Raw genomic sequence first — 15711 nt, 5'->3', positions numbered from 1 at the left:
GTTAGTCGTTAGTTGCCAGTGATTAGCCCAAAGCCAAACACTGGCGACTATCCACTAGCCTTTCGTCTTTTCCTTGACCTCGACATCGATGGTCTGGCCACCGACTTGCTGGGTTGGCTGTGCCCCCTCTGCCGGCTTGGTGTCGGCATTGGCTTCCTTCATGCCATCCTTGAAGCCTTTCACCGCACCACCCAGATCCTGCCCGATATTGCGCAGCTTCTTGGTCCCGAATACAAGCATGACGATGACCAGAACAATCAGCCAGTGCCAGATGGAAAAACTACCCATGTCAGTCTCCTAGATACGTTTCAGCATGGGGCCGACCGGGTCCGGTCCGCCCACGATATGCGCGTGCAGGTGCGGCACTTCCTGCTGCCCGACACGCCCGGTATTGATGATGACCCGAAAACCATCCGGGCTGCCCTGGGCCACTGCGATTTCGTTGGCCTTGGCAAGCATCCTGCCCAGCACCGGCTGGTCGTCCGCCGTGGCCGTCGCCAGCGAGGTGATGTGCTTCTTCGGGATCACCAAAACATGCACCGGGCGCGCCGGGTTGATGTCCTTGAAGGCCAGGATGTCGTCATCCTCGTAAACCCGGGATGCCGGAATCTTGCCCTCGACGATCTTGCAGAAGATGCAGTCGCTCACCGCTGGCCTCGCGAAGCCTTTTCGTCGATGCCGGAAATGCCTTCACGACGGCGCATTTCCTGAGACACGTCCTCGATTCCCATGTCGTAGAAGGCGAGCAGGACCAGGATATGATAGATCACATCGGTGGACTCCCGAACGATGGGCAGCCGCTTGCCATCCTTGCCGGCCATGATCAATTCGGCACACTCCTCGCCGATCTTCTTCAGGATCGAATCCGGCCCCTCCGAAATCAGCTTGGCGGTATAGGATTTTTCCGGATCGGCATGCTTGCGGCTGGCCAAGGTCTCGGACAGGCGATGCAGAATGTCATGCGTACTCATTGATAGATTTCCTTCGGGTCTTTCAAAACCGGATCGACGGGAACCCAGCGATCCCCATCCAACTCGTTGAAGAAGCAGCTTTGGCGCCCCGTGTGGCAGGCAATGCCGCCAACCTGCTCGATCGTAAGCAGCAGCACGTCGCCGTCGCAATCGGTGCGGATCGACTTCACCTTCTGGAAGTGCCCGGATTCCTCACCTTTACGCCACAGGCGCTTTCTTGAACGGGACCAGTATACCGCGTTGCCGCAGGCGATCGTTTCCTGCAACGACTCACGGTTCATGTAGGCAAACATCACGACACGCCCCCCCTGATCCTGGGCGATCGCCGGGATCATGCCGTCAGCGTCCCATTTCAGGGCATCCAGCCAAGGCAAGGTATTGTCGAGATCGGCCATTACAAACGGACTTCGATACCGCGCGCCGCCATGTATTCCTTGGCCTGGCGCACGGTGTATTCGCCGAAGTGGAAGATGGAGGCGGCGAGCACGGCATCGGCGCGGCCTTCGGAGACGCCATCGGCCAGGTGCTGCAGATTGCCGACGCCTCCCGAGGCGATGACCGGAATGCCGACCGCATCGGACACCCCGCGCGTCAGGGCCAGGTCGAAACCATTTTTGGTGCCATCACGATCCATGCTGGTCAGCAGGATTTCCCCCGCGCCCAGCGATTCAACCCTCTTCGCCCATTCGATGGCGTCCAGACCGGTATCGTTGCGACCACCATGCGTGAAGACATGCCAGCGGCCCTGCGCGACCTGCTTGGCGTCGATGGCAACGACGATGCACTGGGACCCCACCTTGCTCGATGCGTCGAACACGAGATCGGGATTCTGCACTGCAGCCGTGTTCATCGACACCTTGTCGGCACCGGCGTTGAGCAGGCGGCGGACATCCTCCACCTTGCGCACGCCACCACCGACGGTGAGCGGAATGAAAACCTGCTCGGCGCAGGCCTCGACGATGTGCAGGATGATGTCACGCTGATCGGAGGAGGCCGTGATGTCGAGGAAGGTCACCTCGTCGGCGCCCTGTTCGTCGTAGCGGCGAGCGATTTCGATCGGGTCGCCGGCGTCGCGCAGATCGACGAAATTGGTGCCCTTGACGACACGGCCAGCCGTGACGTCAAGGCAGGGAATGATGCGCTTGGCGAGCATCAGGCGCCCGCTTTGGGCAACAGCTCGTCGGCCAGCTTCTGGGCTGCCGCGAAATCGAGCGAACCGTCATAGATGGCCCGCCCGGCGATGGTGCCAACCACGCCCTCGCCTTCGACGGCGCACAGGTTGCGGATGTCGTCGAGGTTGGACAGACCACCGGAGGCGATGACCGGAATGGTCAGGGCCTGCGCCAGGCGCACCGTCGCCTCGATGTTGATGCCTGACAACATGCCGTCACGGCCAATATCGGTATAAATGATCGACTCGACGCCGTAGTCCTCGTACTTCTTGCCGAGGTCGACGACATCGTGGCCGGTCAGTTTCGACCAGCCGTCAGTCGCCACCTTGCCGTCCTTGGCATCCAGGCCAACAATGATGTGGCCAGGGAAGGCCACGCACGCATCGTGCAGGAAACCCGGGTTCTTGACCGCCGCCGTGCCTATGATGACATAGCTCAAGCCACCATCCAGGCAGGCCTCGATGGTATCGAGGTCGCGGATACCTCCGCCCAGCTGAACCGGGATTTCGTCGCCGACTTCAGCCAGGATGGCCTTGATCGCTGCCGCATTCTTCGGCTTGCCGGCAAAGGCGCCATTCAAGTCGACCAGGTGCAGGCGACGTGCCCCCTGGTCGAGCCAGTGGCGTGCCTGTTCGGCCGGGCTCTCCGAAAACACGGTAGCCTGTTCCATCAGGCCTTGTTTCAAACGGACGCACTGGCCGTCCTTCAGGTCAATCGCGGGAATAATCAGCATGGAAGTCTAGGAGAATAAATTCGACGTACGCGAATCAAGGGTGCCACTCGACAAAGTTTTTCAGCAGTTGCAAACCGTCGCGGGCGCTTTTCTCAGGGTGGAATTGAACCGCGAAGATATTATCCCGCCCCACTGCACAGGTAAAGGGCACGCCGTAGTCGCAAGTCCCCTTCACCAGCGCCGGATCGGCGGGTTGTACGAAGTAGCTATGCACGAAGTAGAAACGGGCGCCATCGGTAATGCCGTTCCACAAGGCGTGCGGCGTCTGGCGTACCTCGTTCCAGCCCATGTGCGGCACCTTCAGGCGCTCACCACTCGGCAGGGCCATCCTGTCGTCGGGAAAACGCACGACATTGCCGGGAAAGATACCGAGCGCCGGTACGTCGCCTTCGTCGCTGTGCTGGAACAGCATCTGCTCGCCAACGCAGATACCAAGAAACGGCTTTTCCCGGGCGGCCTGCAACACTGCGGCACGCAAGCCACGGGCGTCCAGTTCGGCCATGCAGTCAGGCATCGCGCCCTGCCCCGGGAAGACGACGCGCTCGGCCGCCGCGACGACGGCGGGGTCAGAAGTGACAATGACGGGTTTGCCACCCGCCACGTGCTCCAGCGCCTTGGAGACCGAGCGCAGGTTGCCCATGCCGTAGTCGATGACGGCAATGGTGCCGCTGTCCATGCTACCAGCCATCACAGCGTGCCCTTGGTGGACGGCATGGCACCGGCCATGCGCGGGTCCGGTGTCACCGCCATGCGCAGCGCGCGGCCGAAGGCCTTGAAGATGGTTTCAGCCTGGTGGTGGGCATTCTTGCCGCGCAGGTTGTCGATGTGCAGCGTCATGCCGGCGTGGTTGACCAGGCCATGAAAGAATTCGGAAACCAGATCGACGTCGAAGCTACCGATCATCGCTCGCGTGAAATCGACGTTCAATTCCAGGCCGGGACGACCAGAGAGGTCGATCACGACGCGCGACAGCGCCTCGTCGAGCGGCACATAGCTGTGACCGTAGCGGGTCAGCCCCTTCTTGTCGCCCCAGGCCTTGGCCAGCGCCTGGCCGAAGGTGATGCCGATATCCTCGACGGTGTGGTGGGCATCGATATGCAAATCCCCCTTGGCATCGACATCAAGGTCGATCAGGCCATGACGGGCAATCTGGTCGAGCATGTGGTCGAGGAAGGGCACACCGGTGGCAAACTTGCCCTGGCCGGTGCCATCGAGGTTGAGACGCACGGTGATCTGCGTCTCGAGGGTGTTACGGGTTACTTCGGCTTGCCGCATGTCGGTTGGCTGCAAAACGTTGAATCGGAAGGGCATGATACCATTTCGGCCTACTTTTACGCCTTTCGTGAAAACCCCATGAGCCGCTTCTGGAGCCAGGTCGTCCGCGACCTCACCCCCTACGTGCCGGGCGAACAGCCCAAGATCGCCAACCTGATCAAGCTGAACACCAACGAGAACCCCTACCCGCCCTCACCCAGGGTATTGGCGGCGATCCAGGCGGAACTCGGCGACGATGCGGCGCGCCTGCGCCTGTACCCGGACCCTAATGCCGACCTGCTGAAGCAGGCCGTCGCTCGCCGCCATGGCGCAACGCCAGATCAGGTCTTCGTCGGCAACGGCTCGGACGAGGTACTGGCGCACGTCTTCCAGGCCCTGCTCAAACACGACGCGCCGATCCTGTTCCCGGACATCACCTACAGCTTCTACCCGGTGTATTGCGGCCTGTATGGCGTCGATTACGCGACCGTGCCGCTGGCCGATGATTTCACGATCAATCCGGCGGATTACACCGGCCGCGCCAACGGCGGCATCATCTTTCCCAACCCGAATGCACCAACGGGCCGCGTCCTGGCGCTCGACGCCATTGCCGACATCGCTCGCGCCAACCCGGATTCGGTCGTCGTGGTCGACGAGGCCTACATCGACTTCGGCGGCACGACGGCGATCCCGCTCACCCGCCGCTTCGACAACGTGCTGGTCATTCACACGCTGTCCAAGTCCCGCTCGCTGGCCGGCCTGCGCGTCGGCTACGCCATCGGCCACCCGGACCTGATCGAAGCGCTGGAGCGGGTCAAGAACAGCTTCAACTCCTACCCGCTCGACCGCCTGGCCATCGCCGGCGCCGTCGCCGCCATCGAGGACGACGCCTGGTTCGCCGACTGCTGTCGCAAGGTCATCGCCACCCGTGACACCCTGACCACCGACCTGAGCAAGCTCGGCTTCGACGTGCTGCCGTCGGCCGCCAACTTCATCTTTGCCCGCCATGCGCAGCACGACGCCGCGGAACTGGCCAAGGCGCTGCGCGACCGCAGCATCATCGTCCGCCACTTCAAGCTGCCGCGCATCGACCAGTTCCTGCGCATCACGGTTGGCACCGATGACGAATGCCGGGCGCTGGCGGAGGCCCTGCGCCAGATTCTCGGCTGAATCAACGACGCCCGATCAAACCAGGCCGGCCAACCCGAGGGCGGCGCCGGCCGCGATGAACCACAGCGGATGGAGTTTCAGCCGCAAATTGGCCATGACGGTGGCAACCACCAGCAGCCAGGCGGCCCAGCCAAAATCGGCAGCCTGCGCGATCAGCGTCGCACCTGAAAAAATCAGCCCCACCGCCAAAGGCGATACGCCAAGGCTGATCGCCCGCTGCCAGCGCTTGCCGGCAAACCCCTCCCAACGATCGATCAGCAGATAAATCACAATGCTCATCGGCAGGCACATGGCGGTAGTGGCAGCCAGCGCACCGGCCAGCCCGGCGACCTTCCAGCCGATCAGCGTCACGACCAGCACATTCGGCCCTGGCGCAGCCTGGGCGATGGCGTAGAGGTGGGTAAAAGTCGCATCGTCCAGCCAATGATGATTCTCGACAACGACCCGGTGCATCTCCGGCAGGAGCGCGGTGGCGCCACCAAACGCCACGAAGGACAGCAGGGCAAAATCGAGAAAGAGCTGAACGACGATCATTTCCGACCCAAACGCCAGTAGGCCACGCCGCCAGACAGGATCAGCCCGGCCAGCATGACCCAGGGCATCGGCCAGCGCAGGCCGGCGATGGCACCGACGACCATAACAGAGAAGGGCAGGAACCAACGCTTCTCCTTGATCGCCATCCCCATGCGCCAAGCCATGGCGAGCAACAGCCCACAACCGACGGCGGCGATACCGCGCAACATGCCCTGCGCGACCGGGAGACTGCCATAGACGTCATAGAGCAAGGCGAGCAGCAGCGCAATGGCGAGCGGCCCGGCGAGCAGGCCAAGCGGCGCGACGATGGCGCCATATAGCCCCTGATAGCGCTTGCCGACGACGACCGCCAGGTTGATCACGTTGGGCCCGGGCAAAAACTGGCACAAACCGAGCTGGGCATTGAACTCCTCGGCCGTCATCCAGCGCCGCTCTTCGACCAGCATGCGGCGCGCGAAGGGCAGTACGCCACCAAAGCCGGAAAGACCAACCGACGAAAAACCCAAAAAAAGCGCCCGGAGGTCCGGGCGGCTTTGGGATTCAGGCATTGCTGCGGTGGACAATACTTTTTCTCAGTTTTCCAGCCGGAACTCAGCCGACTTGGCGTGCGCCGGCAAGCCCTCGCCCTGGGCCAGGGTCGAGGCGATCTTGCCTAGCGTCTGTGCACCGACCTTGGACACCTTGATCAGGCTGGTCCGCTTCTGGAAGTCGTACACGCCGAGCGGCGAGGAGAAGCGGGCCGAGCCCGAGGTCGGCAGCACATGGTTTGGACCGGCGCAGTAGTCGCCGAGCGACTCCGAGGTGTAGTGACCAATGAAGATGGCGCCAGCGTGGTGGATCTTCCCGACCCACGGATCCGGGTTATCCAATGCCAGTTCCAGGTGCTCGGGCGCGACGCGGTTGGCGATGGCCACGGCTTCGTCCATGTCACGCACCAGGATGAACGCACCGCGATTGGTCAGCGAGGTGCGGATCACTTCCTGACGCGGCATGGTCGGCAGCAGCTTCTCGATGCTGGCCTGGACGCGCTCGATGAAGGCGGCGTTGGTGCAGATCAGGATGGACTGCGCCAGTTCGTCATGCTCAGCCTGCGAGAAGAGGTCCATCGCCACCCAGTCCGGGTTCCCCGAGCCATCCGACACAACGAGGATTTCCGACGGTCCGGCCACCATGTCGATGCCGACAATGCCGAAGACGCGGCGCTTGGCCGTGGCGACGTAGGCATTGCCCGGGCCGACGATCTTGTCCACCTGCGGCACGGTCTGCGTGCCGTAGGCCAGCGCACCGACGGCTTGCGCACCGCCCATGGTGAACACGCGATCAACCCCGGCCAGGCAGGCAGCGGCCAGCACCAGCTGGTTCTTTTCGCCGCCCGGCGTCGGGACGACCATGATCAGTTCCTTGACGCCGGCGACCTTGGCCGGGATCGCGTTCATCAGCACCGACGATGGATACGCCGCCTTACCGCCCGGCACGTAGAGGCCGACGCGGTCGAGCGGGGTGATCATCTGGCCGAGCATCGTGCCATCGGCCTCGGTGTAGGACCAGCCTTCCATCTTCTGGCGCTCGTGGTAAGCGCGAATACGGCCAGCCGCAGCCTCCAGCGCGGCGCGGCGCTCGGCCGGCAGGCCGTCGAGGGCCGCATGCAGTTCGTCCTGGCGCAGCTCCAGGTCGATCATCGCCTTGGCGGTCAGCCGGTCGAACTGGTTGGTGTATTCGATCACCGCCGCATCGCCGCGGGTCTTCACATCGGCCAGGATGTTGGCGACGGTGCGCTCGATGTTCTCGTCGGCTGCCGCCTCGAAGGCGAGCAAGGTCTTCAGTTGGGACAGGAAATCGGCGTCGACCGTGGACAGACGCTGGATGGCAATCGTCATGTTATTTCTCCACCGCCCCGGCAAAGGCATCGATGATCGGCTGCAGCGTTTCGCGCTTGACCTTGAGCGAGGCCTGGTTGACCACCAGGCGGCTCGAGATGTCCATGATGTGCTCGACCGCGACCAGCTTGTTGGCCTTCAGCGTGCCACCGGTCGACACCAGGTCGACGATGGCATCCGACAGACCGGCCAGCGGCGCCAGTTCCATCGAGCCGTAGAGCTTGATCAGGTCGACATGCACGCCCTTGCTGGCGAAATGTTCGCGCGCCGTCTTGGTGTATTTCGACGCCACCTTCAGGCGGGCACCCTGGCGCACGGCGTTGGCGTAGTCGAAGCCTTCCGGCACGGCGACCATCATGCGGCACTTGGCGATGTTCAGGTCGAGCGGTGCGTAGAGGCCTTCGCCGCCATGCTCGATCAGCACGTCCTTGCCGGCCACGCCGATGTCGGCCGCGCCGTACTGCACGTAGGTCGGCACGTCGGTGGCGCGGACGATGACGACGCGCACATGTGGCTGATTGGTCTCAATGATCAGCTTGCGCGAGGTTTCCGGGTTTTCGGTCGGGACGATGCCGGCCGCCGCGAGCAGCGGCAGGGTTTCGTCGAAGATGCGGCCCTTCGAGAGGGCGATGGTGATGGTCGTCACGGGCAGATCGCCTGAAAGCAAAGCCTGCATTTTAGCGCATGCGCCGACAGGCCCGGTCGCCTCTGGCCCTATCGCCGCAATTAAGCCTGACTAACGGCCGACGAACCGACTACTCCGTAAACGCAAAAAAGCCCGGCGAACCGGGCTTTTCGCGAACAGCAGGGCGACTTAGTCGGCCTTCTGGATGTTCGCAGCTTGCTTGCCCTTCGGGCCGGTCACGATGTCGAAGGTGACCTTCTGGTTTTCGACCAGGGTCTTGAAACCGTTGCCCTGAATAGCGGAGAAGTGAGCGAAGAGGTCTTCGCCGCCGCCGTCCGGAGAGATGAAACCAAAACCCTTAGCGTCGTTGAACCATTTGACGGTACCAGTTGCCATTTGTAGCTTCCTTGGAAAAGATTGAAAAAATTACGAGAGCCAAGACCGAGGAGCTGACAAACCGATTACGGTGCAGGAACAACACACTGCCTGGAAATCCCGAGCCTCGGAGTATGGAGGAGTAAACGACTTACGCCAAGTGTTTTGTGACGATTCGTTACGGGGAATGCAAAATTTTCTTGAAATTTGCATTCCTGACGAAGCCACCGATCTACCCGCGCCCCCTTCAACGGCGCGATCAGCGCACGCGCCTGACCGAAGCGCCGAGGCGCGCCAGCTTTTCCTCGATGCGCTCGTAACCCCGGTCCAGGTGATAGATGCGGTCGATCAGCGTCTCCCCCTCGGCAACCAGGCCGGCAATGACCAGCGACGCCGAGGCACGCAGATCGGTCGCCATGACCGTCGCCCCCTCCAGCCGCTCGACGCCGCGCACGATGGCGTTGTTGCCCTCGATCTGAATATTGGCCCCGAGCCGCATCAGCTCGTTGACATGCATGAAACGGTTTTCGAAGATGGTCTCACGGATGGTCGCCACACCATCGGCAACACAGTTGATGGCCATGAACTGGGCCTGCATGTCGGTCGGGAAGGCGGGGTATGGCGCAGTCCGCAGACTGACGGCCTTGAGGCGTTTGGGTGCCTGCAAGCGAATGGCGTCACGCTCGACGGTAATCTCGCAACCGGCATCCATCAGCTTGTCGACCACGGTATCGAGGTAGGCAGCAGAGGTCTTCAGGAGCCGGACGTCGCCGCCGGTGATGGCGGCGGCACACAGATAGGTACCGGTCTCGATACGGTCGGGCATGATGGCGTGCGTCGCCCCGTGCAGTTTGTCCACGCCCTGAATACGGATGACGTCGGTGCCGGCGCCCGATATGCGCGCGCCCATCGAAATCAGGCAATTGGCCAGATCGACCACCTCCGGTTCACGGGCGGCGTTCTCGATGATCGTCTCCCCTTCGGCCAGACAGGCTGCCATCATCAGGTTCTCGGTACCGGTCACGGTGACCATGTCAGTACAGATGCGCGCCCCCTTCAAGCGGCTGGCCTTGGCATGCACATACCCCTGCTCGACCTTGACCTCGGCCCCCATCGCCTGCAGCCCCTTGATGTGCTGATCGACCGGCCGGGCGCCAATGGCGCAACCGCCAGGCAGCGACACCCGCGCTTCGCCACCGCGCGCAACCAGCGGGCCGAGCACCAGGATCGAGGCACGCATGGTCTTGACCATCTCGTAGGAGGCGACCGGATTGTTCAGGCCACCGCCATTCAGGACCAGGCCATCGACCCCTTCCATCGTCACGCCGACCCCCATATCGCCCAACAGGCGCAGCATGGTCGAGATATCGTTGAGGTGCGGCACATTGGTGAAATGTACCGGCTCGGCAGTCAGCAGGGAGGCGCACAGGATGGGCAGGGCGGCGTTCTTGGCGCCGGACATGGCGACTTCGCCGGAGAGGGCCTTGCCTCCATCAATCAACAGCTTATCCACGCTGGGTGCTCCATTCTTCCGGGGTCAGGGTCTTGAAGGAGAGGGCATGCAGTTCCCCGGTGGCCAGCTTTTCCTGCAGGGTCTGGTAAACACGCTGCTGGCGCTGCACACGATTCTTGCCGACGAATTCGCTGCTCACGATGATGGCCTGGAAATGCTGGCCGTCACCGTCGAGTTCGAGGTAGTCGCAGGCCATGCCGGCGAGGATGAGTTGCTTGATGTGTTCGGGATGCATCGTATTCAGGCTCTAAGCTTCCAGCCCCGCTTCAGCAGGCTCAGCGTCCCCCAGGACACCACGGCGAAGCAGGCGACGACGACCAGCAGGCTGGTTTCAGGCGCGACATCGGAGACGCCGAAGAAACCGTAACGGAAGCCGTCGATCATGTAAAAAACGGGATTGTAATGCGACACGCCCTGCCAGAATGCAGGCAATGTGTAAATCGAATAAAAGACGCCGGACAGCATGGTCAGCGGCATGATCAGGAAATTCTGGAAGGAGGCCAACTGGTCGAACTTCTCCGACCAGATACCGGCGATCATGCCCAGTGCACCGAACAACCCGCCGCCGAGCATCGCAAACGCCATGATCCACAGCGGCGCGACGATTTTCAGGTCCACGAACCAGACCGTCGCCAGCAGCACGCCGAGCCCGACCATCATGCCACGCAGTACGGCAGCCAGCACGTAGGCGGCAAAGAAGGCACTGTAGGGAATCGGCGGCAGCAGCACGAAAACGATGGAGCCGGTGATCTTGGCCTGGATCAGGCTGGACGACGAATTGGCGAAGGCATTCTGCAGCACCTGCATCATGACCAGCCCCGGGATCAGGAAGCTGGTGTACCGCACGCCATGCACCTGGACATGGTCGTCCAGCACATGACCGAAGATGAGCAGGTAGAGCAGGGCCGTCAGCACCGGCGCGGCCACTGTCTGGAAGGCCACTTTCCAGAAGCGGAGGAATTCCTTCTCGAGGAGGGTCAGGAAGCCGATCACGATTGCAGTGTCCGCACGAAAACCTCTTCCAGCGATGCTCCCGGGTGTGCCGCCATCAAATTGGCCGTCGTATCGAGGGCAACCACCCGCCCCTGCTTCATCAAGGCGATGCGGTTGCACAGGGCTTCCGCCTCTTCGAGATAGTGCGTGGTCAGGATGATGGTGTGCCCCTCGCCATTCAGGCGGCGGATGAACTGCCACAAGCCCTGGCGCAACTCGACGTCGACCCCGGCTGTCGGCTCGTCGAGCACTATGACCGGCGGCTTGTGCACCAGCGCCTGGGCCACCAGCACCCGACGTTTCATGCCGCCCGACAGGCGGCGCATATTGACGTCGGCCTTGCCGGTCAGGTCGAGGTTGGCCAGGATCTCGTCGATCCAGTCGTCGTTTTTACGAATACCGAAATAGCCGGACTGGATGCGCAGCGTTTCGCGCACATTGAAGAAGGGATCGAATACCAGTTCCTGCGGCACGACACCAAGCAGTCGACGCGCCTCGCGAAAATCGCGAATGACGTCATGCCCCATGACCTGGATGGTTCCGGAATCCGGACGCACCAGGCCGGCCAGGGAGGAAATCAGGGTCGTCTTGCCGGCGCCGTTCGGCCCGAGCAAACCGAAGAATTCGCCCTGCCCGATGTCGAGCGACACCCCGGCCAGCGCCTGTAGCGTGCCAAAACGCTTGACGACGTCGACGATGGAAACGGCTGGAAGCATACGCACCCTGTCAGGCCAGGGGCAGGAGATCGGTCACGCCGTACAGTTCAGCCAGCGCACGGACACCCGCCGGGATATGGGCAAACTTGACGTGCGCGCCGGCAGCATCGGCCGCCCGCAACCAGCCGAGCATTACCGCAATCGCCGCGGAGTCGGCTTCATTCACCGCCGAAAAATCGAAAACGACCTCTCCCGGCTGCAAAGCAGAACGGCCTGCATCGAGCAGGCCGCGCGCATTGGCCATGACCAGGGGCGCCGTAACCCGCAGGCGCCCGTTCTGACGTTCGATCATTTCTTCTGGTTCGCTTCCAGCGACTTGTTCTTGTTGGCAATCGAGGCAATCAGGCCGTCGATGCCGCCATTGCGCACCTCCTGGCCAAACTGGTCGCGGTAATTGGTGACCAGGCTGATGCCAGCGACGACCACGTCATACACCTTCCAGCCGCCTTCCATCTTTTCCAGACTGTAGTCGAGCTGAACCGGCTTGCTGCCCGGCTGCTGAACCTCGGTACGAACCAGCACGTCGGTATCGGCCGGTGCCATCTTGAAGGGCTTGTAGACAATCTTCTGGTTCTTATAGCTGGTCAGCGCATTGGAGTAGGTACGCACGAGCAGCGTCTTGAACTCGGCCGTCAACTGCTGCTGCTGCTGTGGATTGGCCTTGCGCCACTCCTTGCCGAGCGCCAGCGCAGTCATGTGCTGAAAGTTGAAATGCGGCAGGACCTTCTTGTCGACAAGGTCGATGACCTTGTTGGTGCTACCGTTTTGAATATCCTTGTCGTGCCGGACGATTTCCAGCACCTCTTCGGTAACACGCTGGACCAGGACATCCGGTGCCTCCTGGGCGACGGCAGCAGTGGCGACGAATCCAGAGAAAAGCAGGGCGATAAGTTTCTTCATTTTTTTGAAACGTTTGGGTCAGTAGTCATCCTGGCGCGGCGGGCGGCCATCGAAAATCTGGTTGCGGCGACGCTGCAGGTAAGCGTCGCGAATGTAGGCGTACTTGTCGAGAGCCGCCTCCTCGACCACCTTGTCGGCCGGCAGCAAGCTGGCCCTGATGTCGACAATGCGCAGCCCGCGCAGGCTGTTACGCACTGGAACGGAATCGACGTAGCCGACCGGATCGGCCATCAGGTCAACCCCCCAGCCAAAAGTGTCGCGCACCGTGCGCGAACCGATCACCGGCCAGAACAGATAACCGCCGCCATCGACTCCCCAGACCGCCATGGTCTGGCCGAAATCCTCGTCGTGCCGCTCCAGCCCGAGTTCGCTGGCGACATCGAAGAGGCCGAAAATGCCGACGGTCGAATTCACCAGCAAACGGCCAAGATCAACGCCGGCATCGCCGAACTTGCCTTGCAGCGCGCTATTGACGCCGACCCAGAGGTCGCCGACGTTGCCGAAGAAATTGCCGACACCGGCCTTGACCGGCAACGGGGCGACGTTGTCGTAAACCTGCGCCACCGGCTTTACAGCGTATTGGTCGATGACCTCATGTACGGCAAACATCGAGCGGTTGAAACCCTCGTAGGGGTCGTGCGGGTTTTCTTCAGCCAGCGCGCCGCCCATGCAGGCCAGGGCGAGGAGACCACTGGCGGCCCACTGCCAGGTCTTGCGCATGCCAGATAAGCCGAGACTTTTCGTCATTTCTTGTCCTGTCCGTCTGCTGCCTTGCTAAATAAAAACTGACTGATCAGCTTTTCGAGAACGACCGCCGACTGCGTCTTGGCGATGGTATCGCCCGCCTGCAGCATTTTCTCGTCGCCGCCAGCATCAAAGCCGATGTACTGCTCACCGAGCAAGCCGGCCGTGAAGATCGAGGCGAAGGTATCCTTCGGGAAACGGTAGCGACCATCGATCGTCATTTCCACGACAGCCTCGTAAGTCTCCGCATCGAAGCGGATGTCGGAAATCCGCCCGACGACGACACCGGCACTTTTGACCGGCCCGCGGACCTTGAGGCCGCCAATGTTATCAAACTTGGCTTGCAGCACATAAGTCTCGGACAGGCGCGCCGAAGAAAGGTTGCCTACCTTGAGAGCCAGAAACATCACGGCAGCAATGCCGAGCGCGACGAAAAAGCCGACCCACAGGTCGAGTACGGTACGGTTCATGAAGTTCCCCGGAACATGAACGATGTCAGAACGAAATCAAGGGCCAGCACCGCCAGCACGGACGTCACGACGGTACGCGTGATCGCCCGCGACACGCCTTCGGCGGTCGGCACGGAGTCATACCCCTCGAAAACGGCGATCAGCGAAACCGCGACACCGAAAACGAAGCTCTTGACGATGCCATTCCAGACATCAAAGCGGAAATCGACGCTGGATTGCATCTGCGACCAGTAGGAGCCGTCATCGACACCGATGAAGACGACACCGATCAACCAGCCACCGAGCACCCCCATCGCCGAGAAAATCGCCGCCAGCAAGGGCATCGAGATGACGCCCCCCCAGAAGCGCGGCGCGACGACACGGGCGATCGGATTGACCGCCATCATGTCCATCGCCTTCAGTTGCTCGGTCGCCTTCATCAAGCCGATTTCCGCAGTGACCGACGAACCGGCGCGCGATGCGAAGAAGATGGCCGCCAGCACCGGTCCCAGTTCGCGGGTCAGCGACAGGGCAACCAGCGTCCCCAGCGCCTCGGTCGAACCGAAGCGCTGGAGGATTTCGAAGCCCTGCAAGCCGAGCACCAGGCCGACGAAGAGGCCGGAAACGAGAATGATGATCAGCGACAGCACGCCACTGAAATAGATCTCGCGCAAGGTCAGCGGCAGACGCCGGAAGGATGCACCGGAATAGAGCAGCACGACCCAGAAGAAGCGCGCCGCAAAGCCCAGCCGCCAGACGCGCTCAACGGTCGCATGCCCCAGCTTGCGCAACAAATCGGCCGGCCTAGCCATGCCTCACCCCGGACAGGAACTCTTGCCGGATGGACGGCGCCGGATAATCGAAATGGACCGGCCCATCGGGCTCGGCATGAACGAACTGGTGCACGAAGGGGTCGGCCGAGGCGCGAATTTCGTCCGGCGTCCCCTGGGCGACGACGCGGCCGCCGTTCAGGAAATAGATGTAATCGACGATGAGCAGGGATTCCTGGATGTCGTGGGTGACCATGATCGAAGTCGCTCCCAGCGCATCGTTCAGCTTGCGGATCAACTGGCCGATCACGCCAAGCGCAATCGGATCGAGGCCGGTGAACGGCTCGTCGTACATGACCAGCATCGGATCGAGGGCCAGGGCGCGGGCCAGGGCAACACGGCGCGCCATGCCGCCGGACAATTCACCCGGCATCAATTTGTGCGCACCACGCAATCCAACCGCTTCCAGCTTCATCAGCACCAGATCGCGGATCATTTCCTCCGACAGATCGGTGTGTTCGCGCATCGGAAAGGCGACATTGTCGAAAACCGACATATCGGTAAACAACGCACCAAACTGAAACAGCATGCCCATGCGCCGACGCAGGTTGTACAACTCGGCCTGCGACATGCCGCATACCTGATGTTTCTCAAGGCGCACGCGCCCGCCGCTGGGCCGCAACTGACCGCCGATGCAGCGCAACAGCGTCGTCTTGCCGCAGCCGGAGCCGCCCATGATGGCCACCACCTTGCCGCGCGGGATCTTCATGTTGATCCCCTGCAGCACCGGTCGGCCGTCATAAGTGAAGTGTAGGTCCTCGATATCGACCAGGACGTCGTCGGACAAAATGCAATCCCAAAACAAAAGTCTGTCGATTTTAACAGAAGTCCCATCCGTCGCCCGGAAACGACAAG

23 protein-coding genes and 1 pseudogene are annotated in these 15711 nt (G+C 61.9%); 1 reads left to right on the top strand and 23 read right to left on the bottom strand.

Translation table 11 applies throughout. From position 1 onward, the window contains the following. Window positions 1-54: 54 nt before the first annotated feature. From tatA to hisB, 8 genes are read right to left on the bottom strand one after another with little or no spacing between them, the layout of a single operon-like run. Window positions 55-288 carry a Sec-independent protein translocase subunit TatA gene (gene tatA / locus K420_RS0108860; protein WP_027457744.1) on the bottom strand — a complete coding sequence of 78 codons (234 nt, stop codon included), beginning with the start codon at window positions 286-288 and terminating at the stop codon, window positions 55-57. A 9-nt stretch (window positions 289-297) separates the two neighbouring features. After that, complete coding sequence (locus K420_RS0108855; RefSeq protein WP_027457743.1) at window positions 298-648, bottom strand: histidine triad nucleotide-binding protein; 351 nt, start codon at window positions 646-648, stop codon at window positions 298-300. Continuing rightward, window positions 645-971 (bottom strand): phosphoribosyl-ATP diphosphatase, encoded by a 327-nt coding sequence (locus K420_RS0108850; RefSeq protein WP_027457742.1) that lies wholly within the window; start codon window positions 969-971, stop codon window positions 645-647. The genes K420_RS0108855 and K420_RS0108850 overlap by 4 nt, the downstream gene beginning before the upstream one ends. Beyond that, complete coding sequence (gene hisI, locus K420_RS0108845) at window positions 968-1366, bottom strand: phosphoribosyl-AMP cyclohydrolase (protein WP_027457741.1); 399 nt, start codon at window positions 1364-1366, stop codon at window positions 968-970. The genes K420_RS0108850 and hisI overlap by 4 nt, the downstream gene beginning before the upstream one ends. Beyond that, window positions 1366-2124 carry an imidazole glycerol phosphate synthase subunit HisF gene (gene hisF / locus K420_RS0108840; protein WP_027457740.1) on the bottom strand — a complete coding sequence of 253 codons (759 nt, stop codon included), beginning with the start codon at window positions 2122-2124 and terminating at the stop codon, window positions 1366-1368. The genes hisI and hisF overlap by 1 nt, the downstream gene beginning before the upstream one ends. Beyond that, entirely contained in the window at window positions 2124-2876 is a 753-nt protein-coding gene (gene hisA, locus K420_RS0108835; protein ID WP_027457739.1) for a 1-(5-phosphoribosyl)-5-[(5-phosphoribosylamino)methylideneamino]imidazole-4-carboxamide isomerase, read from the bottom strand. The genes hisF and hisA overlap by 1 nt, the downstream gene beginning before the upstream one ends. 34 nt (window positions 2877-2910) lie before the next feature. Beyond that, complete coding sequence (gene hisH, locus K420_RS0108830) at window positions 2911-3564, bottom strand: imidazole glycerol phosphate synthase subunit HisH (protein WP_232422752.1); 654 nt, start codon at window positions 3562-3564, stop codon at window positions 2911-2913. Next, window positions 3564-4151 (bottom strand): imidazoleglycerol-phosphate dehydratase HisB, encoded by a 588-nt coding sequence (gene hisB / locus K420_RS0108825; RefSeq protein ID WP_027457737.1) that lies wholly within the window; start codon window positions 4149-4151, stop codon window positions 3564-3566. The genes hisH and hisB overlap by 1 nt, the downstream gene beginning before the upstream one ends. Window positions 4152-4229: 78 nt before the next feature. On the opposite strand from hisB, the gene hisC reads away from it, so the two are divergent. Continuing rightward, a complete protein-coding gene (hisC, locus tag K420_RS0108820; RefSeq protein ID WP_027457736.1) occupies window positions 4230-5300 on the top strand; it encodes a histidinol-phosphate transaminase in 1071 nt (356 codons plus the stop codon). A 15-nt stretch (window positions 5301-5315) separates the two neighbouring features. On the opposite strand, the gene K420_RS0108815 is transcribed toward hisC, so the two are convergent. The 15 genes and pseudogenes from K420_RS0108815 to K420_RS0108745 all read right to left on the bottom strand — a co-directional run bounded on the left by K420_RS0108815 (window position 5316) and on the right by K420_RS0108745 (window position 15643). Continuing rightward, on the bottom strand, window positions 5316-5834 hold the full coding sequence (locus K420_RS0108815) for a chromate transporter (protein ID WP_027457735.1): 519 nt from the start codon (window positions 5832-5834) through the stop codon (window positions 5316-5318). Beyond that, on the bottom strand, window positions 5831-6340 hold the full coding sequence (locus tag K420_RS0108810; protein WP_232422751.1) for a chromate transporter: 510 nt from the start codon (window positions 6338-6340) through the stop codon (window positions 5831-5833). The genes K420_RS0108815 and K420_RS0108810 overlap by 4 nt, the downstream gene beginning before the upstream one ends. 66 nt (window positions 6341-6406) lie before the next feature. After that, on the bottom strand, window positions 6407-7711 hold the full coding sequence (gene hisD, locus K420_RS0108805) for a histidinol dehydrogenase (RefSeq protein ID WP_198293820.1): 1305 nt from the start codon (window positions 7709-7711) through the stop codon (window positions 6407-6409). A gap of 1 nt (window position 7712) precedes the next feature. Continuing rightward, on the bottom strand, window positions 7713-8357 hold the full coding sequence (gene hisG / locus K420_RS0108800; protein ID WP_027457732.1) for an ATP phosphoribosyltransferase: 645 nt from the start codon (window positions 8355-8357) through the stop codon (window positions 7713-7715). Between the two features lie 168 nt (window positions 8358-8525). After that, on the bottom strand, window positions 8526-8732 hold the full coding sequence (locus K420_RS0108795) for a cold-shock protein (protein ID WP_027457731.1): 207 nt from the start codon (window positions 8730-8732) through the stop codon (window positions 8526-8528). A 238-nt stretch (window positions 8733-8970) separates the two neighbouring features. Then, the gene (gene murA, locus K420_RS0108790) at window positions 8971-10224 is read right to left on the bottom strand and encodes a UDP-N-acetylglucosamine 1-carboxyvinyltransferase (protein WP_027457730.1); all 1254 of its coding nucleotides are present in this window, start codon (window positions 10222-10224) and stop codon (window positions 8971-8973) included. Continuing rightward, complete coding sequence (locus K420_RS0108785) at window positions 10217-10459, bottom strand: BolA family protein (RefSeq protein ID WP_027457729.1); 243 nt, start codon at window positions 10457-10459, stop codon at window positions 10217-10219. The genes murA and K420_RS0108785 overlap by 8 nt, the downstream gene beginning before the upstream one ends. Before the next feature lie 5 nt (window positions 10460-10464). Continuing rightward, the gene (locus tag K420_RS0108780) at window positions 10465-11217 is read right to left on the bottom strand and encodes an ABC transporter permease (RefSeq protein WP_027457728.1); all 753 of its coding nucleotides are present in this window, start codon (window positions 11215-11217) and stop codon (window positions 10465-10467) included. Between the two features lie 29 nt (window positions 11218-11246). After that, a pseudogene (locus tag K420_RS18505) lies at window positions 11247-11933 on the bottom strand (ABC transporter ATP-binding protein); the annotation flags it as partial. Between the two features lie 10 nt (window positions 11934-11943). Further along, window positions 11944-12225, bottom strand: coding sequence for an STAS domain-containing protein (locus tag K420_RS0108770; RefSeq protein WP_084019601.1), 282 nt, complete (start codon window positions 12223-12225; stop codon window positions 11944-11946). Beyond that, complete coding sequence (locus tag K420_RS0108765; protein ID WP_027457726.1) at window positions 12222-12833, bottom strand: MlaC/ttg2D family ABC transporter substrate-binding protein; 612 nt, start codon at window positions 12831-12833, stop codon at window positions 12222-12224. The genes K420_RS0108770 and K420_RS0108765 overlap by 4 nt, the downstream gene beginning before the upstream one ends. An 18-nt stretch (window positions 12834-12851) precedes the next feature. Further along, window positions 12852-13580: an MlaA family lipoprotein gene (locus K420_RS0108760; RefSeq protein WP_027457725.1), complete on the bottom strand. Its 729-nt coding sequence runs from the start codon at window positions 13578-13580 to the stop codon at window positions 12852-12854. Continuing rightward, window positions 13577-14047 carry an outer membrane lipid asymmetry maintenance protein MlaD gene (gene mlaD / locus K420_RS0108755; protein WP_027457724.1) on the bottom strand — a complete coding sequence of 157 codons (471 nt, stop codon included), beginning with the start codon at window positions 14045-14047 and terminating at the stop codon, window positions 13577-13579. Before mlaD ends, K420_RS0108760 begins: the two co-directional genes overlap by 4 nt. Continuing rightward, on the bottom strand, window positions 14044-14838 hold the full coding sequence (gene mlaE / locus K420_RS0108750) for a lipid asymmetry maintenance ABC transporter permease subunit MlaE (RefSeq protein WP_027457723.1): 795 nt from the start codon (window positions 14836-14838) through the stop codon (window positions 14044-14046). Before mlaE ends, mlaD begins: the two co-directional genes overlap by 4 nt. After that, a complete protein-coding gene (locus K420_RS0108745) occupies window positions 14831-15643 on the bottom strand; it encodes an ABC transporter ATP-binding protein (RefSeq protein ID WP_084019600.1) in 813 nt (270 codons plus the stop codon). Before K420_RS0108745 ends, mlaE begins: the two co-directional genes overlap by 8 nt. Between the last annotated feature and the right edge of the window lie 68 nt (window positions 15644-15711).

This window comes from Dechloromonas agitata is5, assembly GCF_000519045.1.
GTDB lineage: Bacteria > Pseudomonadota > Gammaproteobacteria > Burkholderiales > Rhodocyclaceae > Azonexus > Azonexus agitatus.
Note: the sequence above shows the minus strand (reverse complement) of the source record. Positions and strands in the feature narration are given on the sequence as shown.

What these genes read in the sequence shown, in the direction of transcription:
- tatA (WP_027457744.1), bottom strand. Translation starts at nt 288, where the DNA reads ATGGGTAGTTTTTCCATCTGGCACTGGCTGATTGTTCTGGTCATCGTC.
- K420_RS0108850 (WP_027457742.1), bottom strand. Translation starts at nt 971, where the DNA reads ATGAGTACGCATGACATTCTGCATCGCCTGTCCGAGACCTTGGCCAGC.
- hisI (WP_027457741.1), bottom strand. Translation starts at nt 1,366, where the DNA reads ATGGCCGATCTCGACAATACCTTGCCTTGGCTGGATGCCCTGAAATGG.
- hisF (WP_027457740.1), bottom strand. Translation starts at nt 2,124, where the DNA reads ATGCTCGCCAAGCGCATCATTCCCTGCCTTGACGTCACGGCTGGCCGT.
- hisA (WP_027457739.1), bottom strand. Translation starts at nt 2,876, where the DNA reads ATGCTGATTATTCCCGCGATTGACCTGAAGGACGGCCAGTGCGTCCGT.
- hisH (WP_232422752.1), bottom strand. Translation starts at nt 3,564, where the DNA reads ATGGCTGGTAGCATGGACAGCGGCACCATTGCCGTCATCGACTACGGC.
- hisB (WP_027457737.1), bottom strand. Translation starts at nt 4,151, where the DNA reads ATGCGGCAAGCCGAAGTAACCCGTAACACCCTCGAGACGCAGATCACC.
- hisC (WP_027457736.1), top strand. Translation starts at nt 4,230, where the DNA reads ATGAGCCGCTTCTGGAGCCAGGTCGTCCGCGACCTCACCCCCTACGTG.
- K420_RS0108815 (WP_027457735.1), bottom strand. Translation starts at nt 5,834, where the DNA reads ATGATCGTCGTTCAGCTCTTTCTCGATTTTGCCCTGCTGTCCTTCGTG.
- hisD (WP_198293820.1), bottom strand. Translation starts at nt 7,711, where the DNA reads ATGACGATTGCCATCCAGCGTCTGTCCACGGTCGACGCCGATTTCCTG.
- K420_RS0108795 (WP_027457731.1), bottom strand. Translation starts at nt 8,732, where the DNA reads ATGGCAACTGGTACCGTCAAATGGTTCAACGACGCTAAGGGTTTTGGT.
- K420_RS0108785 (WP_027457729.1), bottom strand. Translation starts at nt 10,459, where the DNA reads ATGCATCCCGAACACATCAAGCAACTCATCCTCGCCGGCATGGCCTGC.
- K420_RS0108770 (WP_084019601.1), bottom strand. Translation starts at nt 12,225, where the DNA reads ATGATCGAACGTCAGAACGGGCGCCTGCGGGTTACGGCGCCCCTGGTC.
- K420_RS0108765 (WP_027457726.1), bottom strand. Translation starts at nt 12,833, where the DNA reads ATGAAGAAACTTATCGCCCTGCTTTTCTCTGGATTCGTCGCCACTGCT.
- K420_RS0108760 (WP_027457725.1), bottom strand. Translation starts at nt 13,580, where the DNA reads ATGACGAAAAGTCTCGGCTTATCTGGCATGCGCAAGACCTGGCAGTGG.
- mlaD (WP_027457724.1), bottom strand. Translation starts at nt 14,047, where the DNA reads ATGAACCGTACCGTACTCGACCTGTGGGTCGGCTTTTTCGTCGCGCTC.
- mlaE (WP_027457723.1), bottom strand. Translation starts at nt 14,838, where the DNA reads ATGGCTAGGCCGGCCGATTTGTTGCGCAAGCTGGGGCATGCGACCGTT.